Below are 20,284 nucleotides of genomic sequence, written 5' to 3'. Positions count from 1 at the left end.
AACTCCCATCCCTGCCCGTGCGGCTTGCACCCCTCCGAGTTTCTCCGAGTCTCTTCGAGTTTTTCATCAAAAAAATATTTCCCTCATTTTCAACTAACTACAAAAAACTTTCAAAAAAAGTTGCGAAAAAATTTGCAGGATAAAAAAAACGCCGTACCTTTGCACCCGCAAATGAGACAAAACACGGTCTCAAAATAAGAAACAACACGTACATTGACATAATGTTGTACAGCACAAAACAAAGATTTAAAGAATTGAGTGAAACCTGAAGTCAATAACTTAAAAGTCGGTTAAAGATATTAAAGATTTTAACGATGAAGAGTTTGATCCTGGCTCAGGATGAACGCTAGCGGCAGGCCTAACACATGCAAGTCGAGGGAGAGGTTACCTTCGGGTAACCAAAACCGGCGCACGGGTGCGTAACGCGTATACAATCTGCCTTTCACATAGGGATAGCCCGAAGAAATTTGGATTAATACCTAATGGTATATAAGAGCGGCATCGTTTTTATATTAAAGCTACGGTGGTGAAAGATGAGTATGCGTTCTATTAGCTAGTTGGAGAGGTAACGGCTCCCCAAGGCGACGATAGATAGGGGTTCTGAGAGGGATGTCCCCCACACTGGTACTGAGATACGGACCAGACTCCTACGGGAGGCAGCAGTGAGGAATATTGGACAATGGTCGGAAGACTGATCCAGCCATGCCGCGTGCAGGATGAAGGTCCTATGGATTGTAAACTGCTTTTGTAAGGGAAGAATAAGGAGTACGAGTACTTTGATGACGGTACCTTACGAATAAGCATCGGCTAACTCCGTGCCAGCAGCCGCGGTAATACGGAGGATGCGAGCGTTATCCGGAATCATTGGGTTTAAAGGGTCCGTAGGCGGGCTGATAAGTCAGAGGTGAAAGCGCTTAGCTCAACTAAGCAACTGCCTTTGAAACTGTCAGTCTTGAATGATTGTGAAGTAGTTGGAATGTGTAGTGTAGCGGTGAAATGCTTAGATATTACACAGAACACCGATAGCGAAGGCATATTACTAACAATTTATTGACGCTGATGGACGAAAGCGTGGGGAGCGAACAGGATTAGATACCCTGGTAGTCCACGCTGTAAACGATGGATACTAGCTGTTTGGAGCAATCTGAGTGGCTAAGCGAAAGTGATAAGTATCCCACCTGGGGAGTACGCACGCAAGTGTGAAACTCAAAGGAATTGACGGGGGCCCGCACAAGCGGTGGAGCATGTGGTTTAATTCGATGATACGCGAGGAACCTTACCAAGGTTTAAATGGGGACTGACAGAGGTAGAGATACCTCCTTCTTCGGACAGTTTTCAAGGTGCTGCATGGTTGTCGTCAGCTCGTGCCGTGAGGTGTCAGGTTAAGTCCTATAACGAGCGCAACCCCTGCCATTAGTTGCTAACGAGTCAAGTCGAGCCCTCTAGTGGGACTGCCGGTGCAAACCGTGAGGAAGGTGGGGATGACGTCAAATCATCACGGCCCTTACATCTTGGGCTACACACGTGCTACAATGGCCGTTACAGAGAGCAGCCACTGCGCGAGCAGGAGCGAATCTATAAAGACGGTCACAGTTCGGATCGGAGTCTGCAACTCGACTCCGTGAAGCTGGAATCGCTAGTAATCGGATATCAGCCATGATCCGGTGAATACGTTCCCGGGCCTTGTACACACCGCCCGTCAAGCCATGGAAGCTGGGGGTACCTGAAGACGGTCACCGCGAGGAGCTGTTTAGGGTAAAACTAGTGACTGGGGCTAAGTCGTAACAAGGTAGCCGTACCGGAAGGTGCGGCTGGAACACCTCCTTTCTAGAGACGACCGATAATTGAACATCGGACTAACTCATTCTTTAAATCTTGCTGACAACAAAAAATAAGCAGTCTCATAGCTCAGCTGGTTAGAGCGCTACACTGATAATGTAGAGGTCGGCAGTTCGAGTCTGCCTGGGACTACAATAAGCTAAAGAAGGAAATTCTAGAAGCTGAAGAGAGACGAATAGCGTAAATCGTAATTCGTAATTCGTAACTCGTCATTAAGCACGGGGAATTAGCTCAGCTGGCTAGAGCACCTGCCTTGCACGCAGGGGGTCAAGGGTTCGAATCCCTTATTCTCCACAACAACAGTACATTGACATATTGGGATAAAGAGCATAAGAGATCAATAATAGAATATTGATTATCTAACGAAAAATATTAAAAAGAATCAAAGAGAACGAGGTATTTATTTAATTGATAATTGTTAATTGTTAATTGAATAAAACTACAAGCGCGAAAAGTTATGTAAGGGCGTATGGGGGATGCCTAGGCTCTCAGAGGCGAAGAAGGACGTGATAAGCTGCGAAAAGTTGCGTGGATTGGCACATACGAGTTGATACGCAAATATCCGAATGGGGCAACCCAGTACATTGAAGATGTACTACATCGTAAAGATGGGCAAACCCGCTGAACTGAAACATCTAAGTAGGCGGAGGAGAAGAAAACAAAAGTGATTCCCAAAGTAGTGGCGAGCGAAATGGGAACAGCCCAAACCCATATTGTTACGGCAATATGGGGGTTGTAGGACCCAGATATAGGTTGTAAAGCTGGATTAGAAGTGTTTGGAAAGACACACCATAGAGAGTGAAAGTCTCGTATAGGTACAGTTTTATAAATCTTATGGGTATCCTGAGTAGGTCGGGGCACGTGGAACCTTGACTGAATCCACCGGGACCATCCGGTAAGGCTAAATACTCCTGAGAGACCGATAGTGAACTAGTACCGTGAGGGAAAGGTGAAAAGAACCGTGAATAACGGAGTGAAATAGACCCTGAAACCATACGCCTACAAGCGGTTGGAGCAGCTACGGCTGTGACAGCGTGCCTTTTGCATAATGAGCCTACGAGTTACTGTTACCAGCGAGGATAAGTATTTCAGATACGAATCCGCATCGAAAGAGAGTCTGAATAGGGCGCAAATAGTTGGTAGTAGTAGACGCGAAACCTGGTGATCTACCCTTGGGCAGGTTGAAGCGCTGGTAACACAGCGTGGAGGACCGAACTGGTTGTCGTTGAAAAGACTTCGGATGACCTGAGGGTAGGGGTGAAAGGCCAATCAAACTGGGAAATAGCTCGTACTCCCCGAAATGCATTTAGGTGCAGCGTTGATGTGAGTTTAATAGAGGTAGAGCTACTGATTGGATGCGGGGGTTTCATCGCCTACCAATTCCTGACAAACTCCGAATGCTATTAAATACTCATCAGCAGTGAGGGTATGGGTGCTAAGGTCCATATCCGAGAGGGAAAGAACCCGGACCATCAGCTAAGGTCCCCAAATATATGCTAAGTTGACCAAACGCGGTCTGACTGCACTGACAGCTAGGATGTTGGCTTGGAAGCAGCCATACATTTAAAGAGTGCGTAACAGCTCACTAGTCGAGCGGTTGGGCATGGATAATAAACGGGCATAAGCATATTACCGAAGCTATGGGGTTATTACATAAGTAATATACCGGTAGGGGAGCATTCTATTGGCGTTGAAGCTAAAGGCGTGAGCCATAGTGGAGCCTAATAGAAAAGAAAATGTAGGCATAAGTAACGATAAGGCAGGCGAGAAACCTGCCCGCCGAAAGATCAAGGTTTCCTCAGCTATGCTAATCAGCTGAGGGTTAGTCGGGGACTAACGCGAACCCGAGTAGGGGTAGTGGATGTACAACGGGTTAATATTCCCGTACCATTAATCTGATAAAAGTGACGGAATGAGATAGCTACCGCGTACTGACGGAATAGTACGTTTAAGGAGTTGTTATGACTTCAAAAGTACACTGAGGCTTCGGCTGATGTGAGTGTGGCAACAACGTTTCCAAGAAAAGCGAAGATTAATGCCCGTACCGTAAACCGACACAGGTGATTGGGATGAGAATTCTAAGGCGCTCGAGAGATTCATGGCTAAGGAACTAGGCAAAATAGACCTGTAACTTCGGGAGAAAGGTCGCCTATCTAGCGATAGGCCGCAGTGAAAAGGTCCAAGCGACTGTTTATCAAAAACACAGGACTCTGCAAAATCGAAAGATGAGGTATAGGGTCTGACACCTGCCCGGTGCTGGAAGGTTAAGAGGAGAGCTTAGCGTAAGCGAAGGTTTGAATTGAAGCCCCAGTAAACGGCGGCCGTAACTATAACGGTCCTAAGGTAGCGAAATTCCTTGTCGGGTAAGTTCCGACCTGCACGAATGGTGTAACGATTTGGACACTGTCTCGGCCATGAGCTCGGTGAAATTGTAGTATCGGTGAAGATGCCGATTACCCGCAGTGGGACGAAAAGACCCTGTGCACCTTTACTATATCTTCGTATTGGTCTTGGATAAGTGATGCGTAGGATAGGTGGGAGACTGTGAAGCGGCTATTCCGGTAGTTGTGGAGTCATTGTTGAAATACCACCCTTTGCTTATCTGAGGTCTAACCCTGCTAGGAGCAGGGGACAATTCGTGGAGGGTAGTTTGACTGGGGTGGTCGCCTCCAAAAGAGTAACGGAGGCTTCTAAAGGTTCCCTCAGCACGCTTGGTAACCGTGCGTAGAGTGCAATGGCATAAGGGAGCTTGACTGAGAGACCTACAAGTCGATCAGGTACGAAAGTAGAGCATAGTGATCCGGTGGTTCCGTATGGAAGGGCCATCGCTCAAAGGATAAAAGGTACGCCGGGGATAACAGGCTGATCTCCCCCAAGAGCTCACATCGACGGGGGGGTTTGGCACCTCGATGTCGGCTCGTCACATCCTGGGGCTGGAGAAGGTCCCAAGGGTTGGGCTGTTCGCCCATTAAAGTGGCACGCGAGCTGGGTTCAGAACGTCGTGAGACAGTTCGGTCTCTATCTACTGTGGGCGTTAGAAATTTGCGTGGATCTGACTCTAGTACGAGAGGACCGAGTTGGACGCACCTCTGGTGTATCTGTTGTCTTGCCAAGGGCATAGCAGAGTAGCTAAGTGCGGATGGGATAAGTGCTGAAAGCATATAAGTACGAAACCCGCCACAAGATGAGATTTCTTTTAAGGGTCGTGGGAGATGACCACGTTGATAGGTTACAGGTGTAACGGTGGTAACATCATAGCCGAGTAATACTAATCACCCGTAGACTTTTCGCGCAGCATTCTTTTTAACAAAAATGTTAGTCACAACAATTGTTAATTATTAATTATCAATTGTTAATTGAAAAATATGTTTTTTATCCCTATATGTTAAAAAAATAAGGTTACAGGTCGTAGGTTATAGGCATCAGGGATTCCCCTGAAACCTAATCCCTAACCCCTGACAACTAAAAGATTTAAGGTGGTTATAGTCAAAGGTCTCACCTCTTACCATTCCGAACAGAGCAGTTAAACCTTTTAGCGCAGATGGTACTACGGTCACGTGGGAGAGTATGTCGCCGCCTTCTTATAAAGAGCAATTCTGATAAAGAATTGCTCTTTTTTTATTATCTATATAATGCAAAAAAAAATAAGGAGTAAAACTCCTTATTCTACGATTTCTATATTTACTTGTAGCAAACCTTTGCTCTTGTTATCGGTGATTTCCATAAAGGCACGCTTGGTAAGATCAAGTTCACGACCTTTAGTAAAGGGACCTCTATCAGTGACGGTTACTACTACCGATTTTCCATTTATGGGATTGGTAACCTTTAGTTGGGTTCCAAAAGGTAACGAAGGGTGCGCCGTGGTTAGCTTGCTATTGCTAAATACAGCCCCACTAGCGGTCTTTCTCCCGTTAAACTTATCGTGATAATAGGTTGCAGTAACATCCGTTTTATAAACGCCTGTTTTTACATTAGCTGTCTTAGGGGCAGCTTTTTTTGTATGCGCACGGGTAGTACGCTGGTTATTCATAGTAGCACAGGACTGTAAAGCCAAAATTGCTATTAAACAAAGAGTAAGTTTTTTCATATCGTCTTCTTTTATTAAAATAAAAGACTGTTCAAAAAGAGTTGTAGTTGCATTTTGAACAGTCTTTATAATTATAATTGTTTATAGTTTTCCTACTTTTAATATCCACGCTTTAGAGTTTTTAAACTCTGGAATGCGGAGCAAGTTGATAAGCCTATCACCTGCTTCTGCTCGTGTATCATAAGGTTTATCTATATAGATGTAGGTAAAGTTGTTGTTAGGGTGTAGGAAGCTAGCTACATCAAGGTCTAATTTCTGTTTGATTTCTTTAGTGATTCTGTAAGCTCCCCCTGGGCTGTTGTATACCCCAACAATCACATAGTATCCTGGAGGAATATTACCAATATCATCTTCAACTACTTTGATACGTCTGCTCAAGTCATCCATAGGAGTTTTAGGTTTAGGAGGAGCTGGAGGAAGTGTAGGAGTTTGTGTAACTGTAACAGTAGGTGTTACTACCTTAGGTTCAGGTGGTTTTACTACTGGAGGGTCTTTTTTAGGAGGCTCTTTTACTACTGGTGGTTTTTTGATATGATGTTTGCCACCAAATTGATAAGATACTACCACATCATAACTACCGCCTTGTTCAGCTACATAGTTGGCAATGCTTTGTTCGTAACCAAAGCCAATGCTAAAATGGTTGCTTACATTGAAGCCTATTCCTCCAAAAACGCCATATTTTTGGTCGTAACCAGCATACGCCCAGCCCATATTTACATCGAGCATTAGGTTTCCGCCAAATTGGAAGTTATCTTTTGTTCTTTTACCCTTTGCCATTATGCTGAAGAATCCGTCTTCCAAAAAGTCGCTTGTACTCTGTAATTCTTTGCGGTACATCACGTGAGCGGTGAGTGATTTTTCGTTGAAAGGCACTGCCATTTCACCTGCTGAGAAAGAATAGTCTAAAAGGTTTTCGGCAGTAAGCCCTACGTGCCAATAACCAAAGTTTACATCTACCCCTGGTTGGAGGTTGATGATACTGGTTGCTTTGGCATTCTCAACAAGAGGGTCTTGTACGTTTGAACGCACTTTGCTTTTATCGATACTGCTACGGGCAAACACTACGTTCAAACCTAAGCGCAAATAGTTATCTCTTGAGATTTCTACTTGGTGTACATAGTTTCCTAAAATGCCTACATTTGAGAAGAAGCTCGCATTGCGCTTGAATATCATTCCGTGAGCCATATTATTCCCGTCGTAGTAATCTTTTTTTCTACCTGCATCACCGCCCCATTTTTTACCATACGAAAGTCCAAAGGTATTGAATTTATCATCTTTGAAGCCCATCCATTGGTTGCGATGGAAGAAGGTGATTTGTGATTCGTTTTTGCTAAATATAGGAAATGCAGGGTGCATCAGGTAGGTGTTGTACTTCACGGCTGTATGTCCGGGCATTTCATAAGGCAAGTAATTACCATCGCCTTGTGCCCAACTCCAGTAGGCACCAAGCACAAACGCTATGATGAGTATATGTATTCTAATTTTCATTGTTCGTTCTTATTTTAGTATGGTAATTGTTCCTTTCAAATCAACACTTTTTCTCTCTCCATTTTCAGTGTATTCACCTTTTATAGTATAAATATAGATGAGAGCGCGTTTGCCAAGATCTTTGAAAGCACTAGAATTTGATGAAGGCCACTGATTTTTATAATTAGTGCCTGAATATTCTTCTTTACCTTCAACTGTATAAATGGTTACTTTCACGTTGGGGCTAGTGTATTTAGCTGGGATTTCCCAAGTGTCGTTGAAATGGTCGCCATTAGGGGTTACAATATTCGGTACTACATCTACTTTGTAGATATCCAACTCAAAACTTATAGCGTTTTCGCCTATAGCAGGGCACGATATTTCTTTTAGCGTGTAGCTACCTGCCATATCTTCGGAGGTGATATCAAGTGATGTGCCATATTTTTCAGTGCCATCGTCTTTCACCCATACAAAGTTACCTCCAGCTATTTCTATTTCATCGTCGGTATTTGTTTTTTTAAGCACTACGATGTGTTCACCTACTTGAGCACTTATTTTAATTCTAGGCGATTGGTATTGTTTTATTTTTGTAACAGCACTATTGTTGTCGCTTCCTTTAAAGCCAAGTTCAAAGAGCCCTAAGCGGTAGTTTTCTACTTTTATATGAGCGCGTTTAGGGCAACCACCATTGTTGATTTCTAAATAGTATTCGCCAATGGCATCTACTTTTGCGGTAGGAGCTTCACTACCCAAAGCTGTGTCGTTCGTATAGTTAGCACTGGTTACTTTGTACCATTTGTACGAAAAGCTATCGGCGAGGGTAGCATTGGGGTCAAAACTATCGGCGGAAACTGTGAGAGTTACCGAACCTCCTTGGCAAAGGTAAACAGTTCCTTTGGCGCCATCGGCTGATGAGATTTGAAAATCGGGGATAGGAGTAAAGGCAATAGCGCGTTCGGTTGAAGTTTTGATAATACTTGTATTATAAGTAACTTTTACGCTATATTTAGCCGACTCGGAGTTGCCAGCGCGCAATACTACTAATTGGTGGCGAGTTTCGCCTAAGATATCGTTACCATCTTTTGACCATTGGAAATTGAAATAACGATAGTCGGCGCGTTTCACTTCCACTTCTTGTCCGCTACTGCTGAGTTTTACTTTTATTTTTTGTACCTCAAGGGTAGTTTGTGAGCGAGTTTCGCAATCGGTAGATGAGATAGCAAGTGTACCCACTTTCACTTCTGTGATATCGGCGATAGTTTCGAAATACACAGGGTCGAGGGTTTTTACTGTACCACAATTGCCGTTATCGGTGAGTTTTACGGTATAGATATCTACCGATGTAGGAGCCGATGAAATGGTGAGTTGGGTACCTGTTTCGCCAGGGATTACAGCGCCATTTTTGCTCCACTCGATAGTAGGCGTAGTCATATTGTGTGATACTTGTAACACGTTTGTTTTGCCGTGATAGTAAATTTCACGGGTGTTGATATCTTCAGCCCAACGCGCTGTGATAGTGGTTTTCTTTACCACTACCGAGTTAGAAGTTGCAGGACAGCCGCCAGAGCTTGAGCCTACTGTAGCGTAGTATACACCAGAACCCTCGGCAGCATATTCGGTTTTACCTACACCTTCTGCTACTTTCACATTGTCCTTAAACCAAGTATAGTTAGCTGAAGGAGAAGCTCCTGTAGTGACAGTGAGGGTTACAACGCCATCGCAGAACTCCAATGAGTTGTTGCCGTTGTTAATTTTTAGCGCATCACTATCTTGCAAACGGATGTCTAATTCGTTAGAATCGGGGATAGTAAAGCCAGTAGCCGTTACTTTGAGTTTGTATTTACCATTTTCTGTGGCACTACTTAAAGACAATTCGCTTTGGGTTTTCCCTGCTAAATCTTGATAAGTACCAGAGAGATTGGCTTGCCATTGAAAGGAGAAAGTGCTATAATCGGAAGAATCTACGGTGAGTTCAGTACCTCCTGCTACAGCAACAATTTTATCAATTGCTAAAGTAACGGCATTCGTAGTACAAGGTTGGAAAGCGGTTTTAGTTTTGATAGTAACTTTAAAGCTATCAGGAGCTTTAAGGGTTATTTCGTTGGTAGTAATAGTAGCGGCACAGCCAGCAGTTTGTGTAACTTCGGCTTTATAGGTACCAGCAGCATTGGCAGTATAGGTAGCGCCTGTTTGCCCTGTGATTTCTACCCCATCCTTAAACCATTTGTATTGCGGACTTTGGGCGGTGGTGCTCACTGTGAAAACGCGAGTTTTACCAGGCATTAACACTGTGCCACCATCGGAGCTTATAGAGGCAGTGATATTGTCTTTTCGTTTGATAGTAACGCGATTAGATTGCACATCGCAACTGCCACCACTCCCCACTTGCACATAGTAGTTACCAGCGAGGTTTTGTCCAGCGGGAACTGTATAGGTATTCACGCCATCAGTTTCAGCTATTTTGGTATTATCGCGATACCAAATGAACTTAGCAGAGGGATTGGCAGGAGTAGCAGTAAGGGTAAAAGGCTCACTTTCGCATACCTCAGTAGCAGAAGAAGAAAGGTTAACCGACTGACTACCAGAGACTGTTACTTCTATATTTTGAGAATAAGACTTATTATCACAAATTCCAGAAAATTCTATACCAGCATAATAAGTACCTGCTTCGGAGACTGTGAAAGTAGGACCTGCATTTCTTTGGATTGGAATGCGATTATTACTATTATTTATTTTACCCCATACATAACGATAGTTACCCACTGGCTCACCATTAGGAAGGCTTACTACTTTTAATTCTTGAGTGTGTCCAGGGCAAAGAGCTACATTTTGAGGGGATACAAATATAGGTGTAATAATTGGCATCCAAGCTATTTTGAATGCTTGAGTATTAGCACGATTTTCTTTATCTACAGCAATTATTTCAGAAGCAGGATTGGTGCTTCGCACTCGAATTTTGAAGTTTGAATCATTGAGATTAGTAGGTAAAGAAAAATCAAGTGAGGTGTCATTTATATTACTTCTCTCATAGGCAGTGATATTAGGTCTAGTATTTATTACTTTTAAGACTGTAGGACTGTTGAAATTCCCATTAGCATCGGATAATTCTACATAGAACTTGTTATCTGGATTAGGAAAGGGGGGACTCCAATAGAAATGTACTCTCCATTTACCATTATTGGAAGGAGAGACACAAGCATCACCAAATTGCCGTCTTGCAGAGAGTAATCTACCTTGTGTTTGAGCATACAACTCCTGTGCTCCAGAGAAGAGAAAGAGCAACAAGGCAAGGTATTTAAAAAAACTTTTTACTTTCATTTCATCTAAAAATTAAAAAACATTGCTATAAAAAAAGTGCCTACAAAGCACCATAAATCGCACAAAAGTACAAAAAAGAAAAATACTATACAAGTGTAAGTGTGAAAAAATTTTAGCAAGCTATGCGGTGACAGTTGTTTTTTCAAGCAATAATATTTTGTTTTACAAAAAGTTGTGAGTGTAAAAGGTGTGAAAATATTACTTTTACCAGAGATAATATTTAACATTTGTTTAAGAAGTGCGAGCCGCACGGGGAGAGGTGGGATAGCCCCCGACTCACTTACTCGGCAATTGCCGACAATCCCGAAGGGGGACAAGCCGGAAAAGGGGACAGTTGCGGGAGTGGTGAGAGCGGTGAGAGCGGTGAGAAAATCTCCGAGAATCTTGGGAAATCTCAAAAAATCTCAGAAGTGCAAGCTACAAACTTGTGCAGTAGTGGGGATGAATAATAGTAAATGCTCATAGAGTTTTGAACCAAATACAAAAAACTTTGGCAAAGTTGAGGATTTGCCAAAGTTTTTTTAGATTTATTAATAGCTATACTATTTAAAAATTCAAGAAGATACTTTAATTCAAGAAGATACTTTCTTGTGCTTCTGGAGTGTTAAAAATATCTTTTAGCATAGCCATATACTCATTGTATGACTCATCATTAGGAAATAATAGAAAAGCCTCTAAACGACCAAGTTCATAAAAAGCAATAGCTTTATGTTCAGGTATAGGTTTAATGATTAACTCTAGCAAATCAATATAATTACTAATTCTTGAACCTCCTATACGAATGCTTAAAAAATGATCACCTGTGCCACGGTGAAAAAGATTAAAAGGTTCCATCGCATAGTCTTGATCATCAGTATACATATACTTGTAATAAATTTCAAAACGATACTTTCCTTCAAAAGCGTTTTTATATTGATGATTCAAAGACTCCATAGTTTTTCCTGTATTGTAGTAACTAAAAGGAAGAGCAATTGATGATTTTGCTAATTTTTTTCTAACTTTTTCGTTATCAATGGTTTTAGGAATAAATGAAGGAAGGGCTGAATCTCCTCCTACCCAAGATAATTTGAAAACACTACCACAATAAATAAGAGGTAGAGGCTTTACAGGTAAGTCATAAAAATGATATTTTTCATAATCATCAACATAAATACTTCTAAGCATATTCACATATTCTTTATAAGCCTCTTTAGTAGCAAATTTATAAAATTTTAATGCCTTGAGTCTAAACTCACCTCCTTTTAAAATATCTAAAGCAGTATCATCAAGGTTATAAAATACAACAATATTTTCCTTTTCATCTAACCCAAAAACACTATTAGGGTTAATAGGAGGGAGTGGAGGATTGTCATAAAAATAAATAGGCTTAATTTTATAAGGTATTTGTGTTGCTTCTTTTTGATGTTCTTTGTTTGCAAAAGGGACTCCACCATCAGAGTGAGTAATTTCAAAACCATCACTATTTACAATGTTATATTTCTCAAAAAAAGCATTTAACACTTTATTGTTCTGCTCTAATAGATTAGGGTCATTAATGATAGGACCAACTCCCCTATCAACATCGTAGTAAAAGGAGTAGTTTGCAGGGATAAATTCAGTAATATTGAATTTCTTAAAGTCTTTAGGAAAACCTAACATTATTTGGTTAGGTTTGATAGTAGCTGTAGGGGTTTTAGTGCCACCATTATTACCATTGTCATTATTGCAATTACAATTTTCTTTATCTTTGCTACAACTTGCAAGAGTGAGGGCAATAATTGCCAAAATAGTTAAAAATTTTTTCATTGTTTCTTTTTTTTAGTTATTGGACAAAAGTACAAAAAAGAAAAATACTATACAAGTGTGAGTGTGAAAAAATTTTAGCAAGCTATGCGGTGACAGTTGTTTTTGCGAGTAATAATATTTTGTTTTACAAAAAGTTGTGAGAATAAATGGTGTGAAAATATTACTTTTATCAGAGATAATATTTAACATTTGTTTAAGATTGAGAGACCTGAAGTGAGTAGGTGTAGAGAAAGAGAAAATGGGTGTTACTAATTTTCTGATTTTTAAATTTTCTAATCAGCAAATTAGCAAATTAGCAAATTATATAGTACCTTTGTGCCCTCAAACCAGTATAAGTGTTATGGAACAGGTTTACATTTTTATGCTGTTCGTGTTCTTAGTGCTCGCTATCATAGACTTAGTAGTGGGGGTAAGCAACGACGCAGCGAACTTTCTCAATTCGGCCGTAGGCTCTAAAGTGGCAACTATTCGCACGATTATGATAGTTGCGAGTGTGGGGGTAGCCATCGGTGCTGTTTTCTCGAGTGGAATGATGGAAATTGCCCGCAAAGGGATTTTTAACCCCCAACTCTTCTATTTTGATGAGGTAATGATTATCTTTATGTCGGTTATTCTTGCCGATATTCTTCTTTTTGACCTCTTCAACTCTATAGGATTGCCCACCTCTACTACTGTATCTATAGTTTTCGAGCTTTTGGGGGCTGCAATGTGTGTAGCGACTATCAAAACCTTTACAAGTGGCCAACCATTGCTCTCCGCTTTCGACTACATCAATACATCCGAGGCTCGCAAGATTATTATGGGTATTTTTACTTCGGTAGCTATTGCCTTTACAGTGGGTACCATTGTGCAATACTTAGCCCGATTGGTGTTCAGTTTTAAATATCAAAACAATGTAAAATATGTAGGAGGGGTATTTGGCGGCTTGTCGCTCACAGGTCTTTCCTACTTTATTATTTTTAAAGGACTCAAAGACGTTGCTTTCATTCCTAAAGAAGCCATTGCGTGGATAGATGCTAATATCATTCTTCTGCTCATTGGCTGTTTTATTTTCTTTTCGGTGCTCTCACAAGTACTTATCCGTATGAAAGTGAATATCTTTAGCGTGATTATCCTCAGTGGTACTTTTGCTTTGGCGATGGCTTTTGCGGGTAACGACTTGGTGAACTTTATTGGGGTGCCGGTAGCTGCTTATCAGTCGTATGATATATGGCATAACTCGGGGGCAGCACACAATGGTTTGCTTATGGGGGCTTTAGCCGACGGAGAAATCACTACCCCTACCTTCTTGTTATTGTTCACAGGCTTTGTGATGATTCTCACCCTTTGGTTTTCCAAAAAAGCACGCCATGTGATTGATACAGGGGTGAACCTCTCACGCCAAAGTGAGGGCGGTGAAGAGAAATTCTCGTCTAACTTCTTGTCGCGTTTTTTGGTGCGTATTACCGTGATTTGCGCCAATGCAGTGGAGTTTGTAATGCCTAAATCGCTCAGTAGGAAAATAGACAGTCGTTTTGAAAAACCAGAACCCGACCCTAATGTAAAAGAAGAAGACCTCCCCGCTTTTGACCTTGTGCGCGCTGCGATTAACCTTGTGGTATCGAGTAGTTTGATTGCAGTTGGTACTTCATTCAAATTGCCGCTCTCTACTACTTATGTAACCTTTATGGTGGCAATGGGTTCCTCACTCGCCGATAGAGCTTGGGGGCGCGATAGTGCTGTGTACCGCGTGGCAGGGGTGCTAAACGTCATTGGCGGTTGGTTCCTAACAGCTATCGTGGCTTTCATTGGAGCTTTTATAGTTTCAGGAATATTGTACTACGGCAGTGTGATTGGACTTATCGTGATGATTATGGTAGTGGGCTTTGTACTCATCCGCAATGCTGTGATTTATCGCAATAAACAGAAAGCCAAAGCGCAAGGCAAACGCTTTGAACGCGCTGATTTGGCGACCATTGGCGGGGTAATCAAAGAAAGTTCTAACTACGTATCTGAAACGATTTTCCGCATTGATGAGCTTTATAGCAAAGTGGTGAAAAACCTAGGCACGCAAGACCTCGCTAAACTTACCAAAAACAAGAAAAACGCTAAAAAGTTAGAAAAAGAACTCGACGAGCTGAAAGGTAATGTGTATTACTTTATCAAATCGCTGAATGAGAGTTCGGTAGCGTCAAGTAAGTTCTATATACTCATTTTGGATTGCTTGCAGGATATGGCGCAGTGTCTCACCGCTATTACCCTCAACAGCTACGAGCACGTGAACAACAATCACAAGAACCTTAAGTTCAACCAGCTGAGGGATTTGAAATACATTTCGGACAAGATGGAAGAGGTGTTTAAGGCAGAAGCTGAAATATTTAAAGGCTCAGACTATAACAAGTTGCATATCATTTTTGAAGATTGCAAAGTGTTGAAAAACGAAGTATCAAAAATGGTACAAAAACAAATCGACCGTATTCGCACTACTGAAACCAGTCATAAAACCACGAAGCTATACTTTAGTATCTTGCTAGAAACCAATGCGCTTATCCGTGCTAACAACAACTTGCTAATGCAGTTTGACGAGTACCAAAAACAGCAAAATAAGAAGAAGAAAATAAACCTTATCAATCTTCAACAAGAGGTAAGAGATAAGAGATAAGAGGAAAATCAGTATACTTTGCCAAAGTCCTTGGACTTTGACAAAGTGTATGTAATATCATAAAAAAATAGGCAACTAAGAAATTTCTTAGTTGCCTATTTTTTTATTACTAATATCTTATTTCTTAGCTGCTAAAATTCTTCTTGCAGCTTCGGAAGCAGCGATCAAACCACCTGCCGACATTATAATGTCTTTCAATACCAAGCGTCCAGCTCCTGATAAGTAAGGGAAACCATAAGCTGGAGTAGGCATATCACCACCTAAATTAGGTACATACACTTCTGGTGTAGTGATGAGGAAAGAAAGGGTAACGATGCTCATTCCAAAAGTAAGCAATCCTCCTACTACCCCAATTTTAGGTGACCAAATACCCAAAAGGGTAAGTAACCCTATCAAGCATATAAAAGCACCTAAACCATAAGAGAAAATATAAGTGTTGTTCTCTTTATGCCACTCGATATTGGCTTTCACCATTTTACCTTCGGGGTTTTTGTGCAATTTGTATTGAGCTACTTCTTTACCTTTGTTAGCTTCACCTGTAACACCGTTCTCATCAATGGCGGTTTTACCTGAATTAGCATAGAAAAAACTCATAAACGGACTGTTAGTCACGAAAGGTACAATGCCATCGGCTTCGTACTGACATACTTTTAAGCCACCTATCCACGCCATTACGATGAAGATAGCAACTCTAATAAAATTCACGAAACTACGTTCGCTTCCTGCTAAAAATGATAATAATTTCTGCATACTGTTAAAATTGTTTTTGTTAAATAAAATCCCCATATATTTTTACAGATTTTTCCCTTGGGGGATAGGGTGTTCTTTCAGGGCGCAAAATTACGGCTTTTTTGGCAAATGCAAATGGATAAAAAAGGTGATTACATAGACATTTTAGTCTGCTTCATTGGCAACTATAGAAATACCTACACTTTCGCGGAAGTGTTTAGGTGAGAGTCCTACATTTTTTTTGAAGAATCTACTGAAATAGAACTCATCTTCAAAATTCAAATCGAAGGCTATTTCTTTGATAGACTTATGAGTGAGGTGCAGTTGCTTTTTGGCTTCTAACACCAATCGCTCTTGGAGGAGTTTGGTAGGTGTTTTCCCGATGAGTTTTTTCAGCTTCTTGCTAAAAGCATCAGGGGTGAGGGAGAGCGCCTCGGCATAGAAAGAGAGGTTGCGCTCACTAAGGAAGTGTTTTTCTAAAAGCTCTTGGAAGTCGGTTGCGAGAGTGTGTTCGGTTTGAGGAGGAGCATCGGTGAGTAAGAGGCTTTTTTCCTTGCTGGAAAGCGCCAAAATAAGCTGAAGATAAGACCGCAGTACGGCTTCTGAAAAAGGATTGTTCTCTATAAGTTCAGCAGTTATATTTCTAAATAGATTTTTAACTTCTACAAAAGTAGCTTCTGCCACACTGATATGAGGTTGCAAAAACAGGGCATTGAAGAGGAAACCATTGCAAGCAACTTCTTTTTTGTGGTATTCTATACAATAGAAATCACCGTGAAATTGCAAAAGTTCGGCAGTTGTAATGCTTGCTTCTTGCCACTGAAAGTGCTGAAAAGGAGAGAGGAAAAGCAAGGTGTAACCCTTATAAGTATACGGGGTAGCATCTACTGTAAAGACTCCTGAGCCTTCAAACATAAATATACAATAATTCTCCACACTTGTGGGTGTGGAGAATTGTTGCAAATTGATATGTTCAACAAATAAGGTCATTTTTCACCTAATTGTTTATCATCTATTCATTGATAGCAGCGATACCAGGAAGTACTAATCCTTCGAGGCTTTCGAGCATAGCACCACCACCGGTAGAAACATAACTCACTTTGTTTTCAAAGCCAAATTGTTTAACCGCTGCTACTGAGTCGCCACCACCTACGAGAGAGAAAGCACCTTTTTTAGTAGCTTCGGCAACATAATCACCTACGGCAATAGTACCTTTAGCGAAGTTAGGCATTTCAAACACGCCTACAGGGCCATTCCACAAAATAGTTTTAGAAGCGAGCAATACTGATTTGATATTTTCGAGTGTTTTAGGACCTGCATCAAGACCTTCCCAACCATCAGGGACAGCATTTACAGGTACTACTTGGGTTTTAGCGTTGTTGTCGAAAGCATCAGCCGCTACTACATCGATAGGCAAGTGAACTTCTACACCTTTAGCTTTTGCTTTAGCGAGGATATCGAGAGCGAGGTCGAGTTTATCATCCTCACAGATAGAATTACCTACTTTACCGCCTTGTGCTTTAGCAAAGGTATAAGCCATACCACCACCGATGATAAGGTGGTTTACTTTGTCTAAAATATTTTCGATGATAGTGATTTTAGAAGAAACTTTAGAACCACCAAGGATAGCAGTTACAGGTTTTTCACCGGTTCTCATCACTTTGTCGATGCTTTCAATTTCTTTAGCGAGAAGGTAACCAAAGCATTTATTGTTAGGGAAGAATTTTGCTACAATAGTAGTAGAAGCGTGGGCGCGGTGAGCAGTACCGAAAGCGTCGTTCACGTAGATATCGCCCAATTTAGCCAATTGTTTAGAGAAGTTTTCGTCACCTTTTTCTTCTTCATTGTGGTAGCGCAAGTTTTCGAGGAGTACTACACTACCAGCAGGAGCTGCTGCTACAGCTTTTTCGGCTACTTCGCCTACACAATCATCTACGAAGATCACTTTTTTACCTAATACTTTTTCTACTTCGCTAACGATATGACGGAGAGAATATTTGTCGTTGCGTTCTCCTTTTGGGCGACCCAAGTGGCTCATAAGCACTGCAGTACCACCATCTTTAAGGATTTTCTCGATAGTAGGTTTAGCAGCCTCAATACGAGTGTTGTCGGTTACTTTAAAGTTCTCGTCTAATGGTACATTGAAGTCCACACGAATAAGGGCTTTCTTGCCCGCAAAGTTAAAATTGTCTATGGTTTTCATATATTGTATATATAAATAATATTTTCAAGCTACAAAGGTACGGATTAATTAGCGAATTTGCAAATTTAGCAATTACTTTATCGTTCTTAAATACTCAAGCACTTCACGGGCTTGTTGCTGGGTGAGGTTTTGGTTGAGCATTAGGCTTTGGTACTCTTCCACTAATTTTTTAGCGATAGGGTCTTGTTTTTCCATCACATCGGGGTAGAGTATCATATTCATCAGCCACTCAGGGGTGCGGCGTTCCATTATGCCAATCATCGCGGGACCTATCAGGCGCTTTTTAGGGCGGTGGCAGGCAATACAAAGATTGTTGAAAGTTTCTTCACCTTTGGCAGCCATTGCTGCGTCGGGGGTATCGGCTAAAGGCGGGTTAAGTGTAATAGGTTTTACCCCTTTTTGGTTTTGCCAATCGGGAAAATCGGGTTCAGGAGTAGCTGTAGTAGTTGCCTGAGGGGTAGTAGTTTCGGGGGTGGTGGTATCGTTGCTGTTGTTATTATTGTTGTTGGTACCGCCACCACAAGCAGTTAGAAGTGCCATAGAGGCAAGTGTTAAAAAGTGTTTTTTCATAGAAAATTTAAATGTAGTTATTTAGTGAGGGCGTTTGCAAAACGCCCGTACATAACATACTCTAAAAGTGATTGATTATCAGGTTTATGACACAAAGGTGATTTTGTTTTTACAAGAGTTTTACGACTTCTTTGGCGAAATAGCTTGCGATAATATCGGCACCAGCGCGTTTGATGCTCACGATTTGTTCCATCATCACGGCATCGTGGTCGAGCCAACCCTTGGCAGCAGCAGCTTTGAGCATTGCGTATTCGCCGGATACTTGGTATACCGCTACGGGTACTTCGCTCATATTCTTTACCTCACGAACGATGTCTAAATAACAAAGCCCTGGTTTTACCATCACAATATCAGCGCCTTCCTCTATATCCATACGTGTTTCGCGCAAGGCTTCGAGGCGGTTGTGATAGTCCATTTGGTAAGTTTTCTTATCCTTAGGGATATCTTGCTGATCTACAGGAGCACTATCAAGGGCATCGCGGAAAGGACCGTAGAAAGCAGAAGCGTATTTGGCACTGTACGACATTATCCCCACGTGCTCAAAACTATTATCTTCAAGGGTTTCGCGCAAGGCAAGGATACGACCGTCCATCATATCACTAGGCGCGATAAAATCGGCACCTGCCTCGGCGTGAGAGAGTGCCATACGGCAAAGAGCATCAACTGTAGCATCGTTTACAATGCGACCCTTCTCTACAATACCATCGTGACCATAGATAGAATAAGGGTCGAGAGCTACATCGGTCATTATAAGCATTTGAGGAGCTGCTTCTTTTACAGTTTTAATGGCACGTTGCATCAATCCATTAGGGTTTGCTGCTTCAGTACCTTTGTTGTCTTTGAGGTTATCGGGGACTTTTACAAATAGTAAAACAGATTTGAGTCCTAAGCTCCAAAGTTCTTTAACTTCTTTTGCTAAGAGGTCGAGGCTATAGCGATAATAACCTGGCATAGAGGCAATTTCTTCTTTTACACCTGTACCTTCTACTACAAAGAGAGGCACAAGGAAATCATTGGGGGTAACGATCGTTTCTTTTACCAAACTGCGTATCGTATCATTCACGCGCAAACGGCGGTTTCTTCTGAGTGGAAACATATTTAATCAATTAACAATTTACAATTAACAATTTACAAAAAAGTGTTTTACTTCGTTTTCAAATATTCCTATGGGATAAGAGTGTTCCATAGTGTTGAGCAAATGAATGGTAACATTGGACAAAGCACTCATATCTTCACGCAGAACAGCAAGCGATTCCCACGGAGCAATCACTTTGTCCTGTAACCCAATGACTACCTGCATATAAGCAGTATAATTGGGATTGGGCTGAGTGTTGATAGGCATTTCGTTTCGGTGAGTAAGTGCAGGGTTGAACAGCAAGCAAGGTTTGCCTAATTTTTGGGCGAGGTAATAGACAACAAGCCCTCCTAAACTCGACCCGATGAGTACATCGGCAGAGGCGTATTTTGTTTGTAGTTCACTAAAGAGGTTAGGGGCATTGCGATAGTCGATAGTAGGGGCAAAGATTTCTCCATAGGGTGAAAGCACAGCACGCCTATCATCTTGTAAAAAACTATCAAGCCCGTGTAAGTAAAGTATTTTCATAATGGGGGCAAAGGTAGTATATAATTAGCAAATTAGCAAATT

Annotated in this window: 11 protein-coding genes, 2 tRNA genes and 3 rRNA genes; 6 read left to right on the top strand and 10 right to left on the bottom strand. The window is 41.5% G+C overall.

Features of this window, described 5'->3' with window-relative positions; all coding sequences use genetic code 11:
* Positions 1–311 precede the first annotated feature (311 nt).
* The 5 genes from CGC57_RS04885 (at position 312) to rrf (ending at position 5,421) form a co-directional block, all read left to right on the top strand.
* Positions 312–1,827, top strand: a 16S ribosomal RNA gene (locus tag CGC57_RS04885).
* A gap of 70 nt (positions 1,828–1,897) precedes the next feature.
* A tRNA-Ile gene (locus tag CGC57_RS04880) sits at positions 1,898–1,971 on the top strand.
* A gap of 88 nt (positions 1,972–2,059) precedes the next feature.
* Positions 2,060–2,133, top strand: a tRNA-Ala gene (locus CGC57_RS04875).
* A 154-nt stretch (positions 2,134–2,287) separates the two neighbouring features.
* Positions 2,288–5,131: ribosomal RNA gene (locus tag CGC57_RS04870) — 23S ribosomal RNA — on the top strand.
* A gap of 180 nt (positions 5,132–5,311) precedes the next feature.
* Positions 5,312–5,421, top strand: a 5S ribosomal RNA gene (rrf, locus tag CGC57_RS04865).
* Together the 16S, 23S and 5S rRNA genes with 2 tRNA genes alongside form the textbook arrangement of a ribosomal RNA operon.
* A 79-nt stretch (positions 5,422–5,500) precedes the next feature.
* On the opposite strand, the gene CGC57_RS04860 is transcribed toward rrf, so the two are convergent.
* From CGC57_RS04860 to CGC57_RS04835, 4 genes are all read right to left on the bottom strand, one after another.
* Positions 5,501–5,926 (bottom strand): septal ring lytic transglycosylase RlpA family protein, encoded by a 426-nt coding sequence (locus CGC57_RS04860; protein ID WP_095898200.1) that lies wholly within the window; start codon positions 5,924–5,926, stop codon positions 5,501–5,503.
* A gap of 81 nt (positions 5,927–6,007) precedes the next feature.
* Positions 6,008–7,414, bottom strand: coding sequence for a PorP/SprF family type IX secretion system membrane protein (locus tag CGC57_RS04855; protein ID WP_095898199.1), 1,407 nt, complete (start codon positions 7,412–7,414; stop codon positions 6,008–6,010).
* Positions 7,415–7,423: 9 nt separating this feature from the next.
* Positions 7,424–10,711, bottom strand: a complete 3,288-nt coding sequence (locus CGC57_RS04850; protein ID WP_095898198.1) for an Ig-like domain-containing protein — start codon at positions 10,709–10,711, stop codon at positions 7,424–7,426.
* 567 nt (positions 10,712–11,278) lie between these two features.
* Positions 11,279–12,496 (bottom strand): hypothetical protein, encoded by a 1,218-nt coding sequence (locus tag CGC57_RS04835; protein WP_095898195.1) that lies wholly within the window; start codon positions 12,494–12,496, stop codon positions 11,279–11,281.
* A gap of 340 nt (positions 12,497–12,836) precedes the next feature.
* On the opposite strand from CGC57_RS04835, the gene CGC57_RS04830 reads away from it, so the two are divergent.
* Entirely contained in the window at positions 12,837–15,137 is a 2,301-nt protein-coding gene (locus CGC57_RS04830) for an inorganic phosphate transporter (RefSeq protein ID WP_095898194.1), read from the top strand.
* A 117-nt stretch (positions 15,138–15,254) separates the two neighbouring features.
* Here the strand turns inward: CGC57_RS04830 and CGC57_RS04825 are convergent, their stop codons facing one another.
* The 6 genes from CGC57_RS04825 to CGC57_RS04800 all read right to left on the bottom strand — a co-directional run bounded on the left by CGC57_RS04825 (position 15,255) and on the right by CGC57_RS04800 (position 20,242).
* The gene (locus CGC57_RS04825; RefSeq protein WP_095899461.1) at positions 15,255–15,887 is read right to left on the bottom strand and encodes a DUF417 family protein; all 633 of its coding nucleotides are present in this window, start codon (positions 15,885–15,887) and stop codon (positions 15,255–15,257) included.
* A 144-nt stretch (positions 15,888–16,031) separates the two neighbouring features.
* Positions 16,032–16,856 carry a helix-turn-helix domain-containing protein gene (locus CGC57_RS04820; RefSeq protein ID WP_095898193.1) on the bottom strand — a complete coding sequence of 275 codons (825 nt, stop codon included), beginning with the start codon at positions 16,854–16,856 and terminating at the stop codon, positions 16,032–16,034.
* A 22-nt stretch (positions 16,857–16,878) separates the two neighbouring features.
* On the bottom strand, positions 16,879–18,069 hold the full coding sequence (locus tag CGC57_RS04815; protein WP_002682254.1) for a phosphoglycerate kinase: 1,191 nt from the start codon (positions 18,067–18,069) through the stop codon (positions 16,879–16,881).
* A 72-nt stretch (positions 18,070–18,141) separates the two neighbouring features.
* A complete protein-coding gene (locus tag CGC57_RS04810) occupies positions 18,142–18,639 on the bottom strand; it encodes a c-type cytochrome (RefSeq protein WP_095898192.1) in 498 nt (165 codons plus the stop codon).
* Between the two features lie 109 nt (positions 18,640–18,748).
* Positions 18,749–19,735, bottom strand: a complete 987-nt coding sequence (gene hemB, locus CGC57_RS04805) for a porphobilinogen synthase (RefSeq protein WP_095898191.1) — start codon at positions 19,733–19,735, stop codon at positions 18,749–18,751.
* 24 nt (positions 19,736–19,759) lie between these two features.
* The gene (locus CGC57_RS04800; RefSeq protein ID WP_095898190.1) at positions 19,760–20,242 is read right to left on the bottom strand and encodes a YqiA/YcfP family alpha/beta fold hydrolase; all 483 of its coding nucleotides are present in this window, start codon (positions 20,240–20,242) and stop codon (positions 19,760–19,762) included.
* Positions 20,243–20,284: the final 42 nt, after the last annotated feature.

This window comes from Capnocytophaga sputigena, from assembly GCF_002302495.1.
Lineage (GTDB): Bacteria > Bacteroidota > Bacteroidia > Flavobacteriales > Flavobacteriaceae > Capnocytophaga > Capnocytophaga sputigena.
The sequence above is the reverse complement of the archived record's forward strand: the minus strand, read 5'-3'. Positions and strand labels throughout refer to the sequence as shown.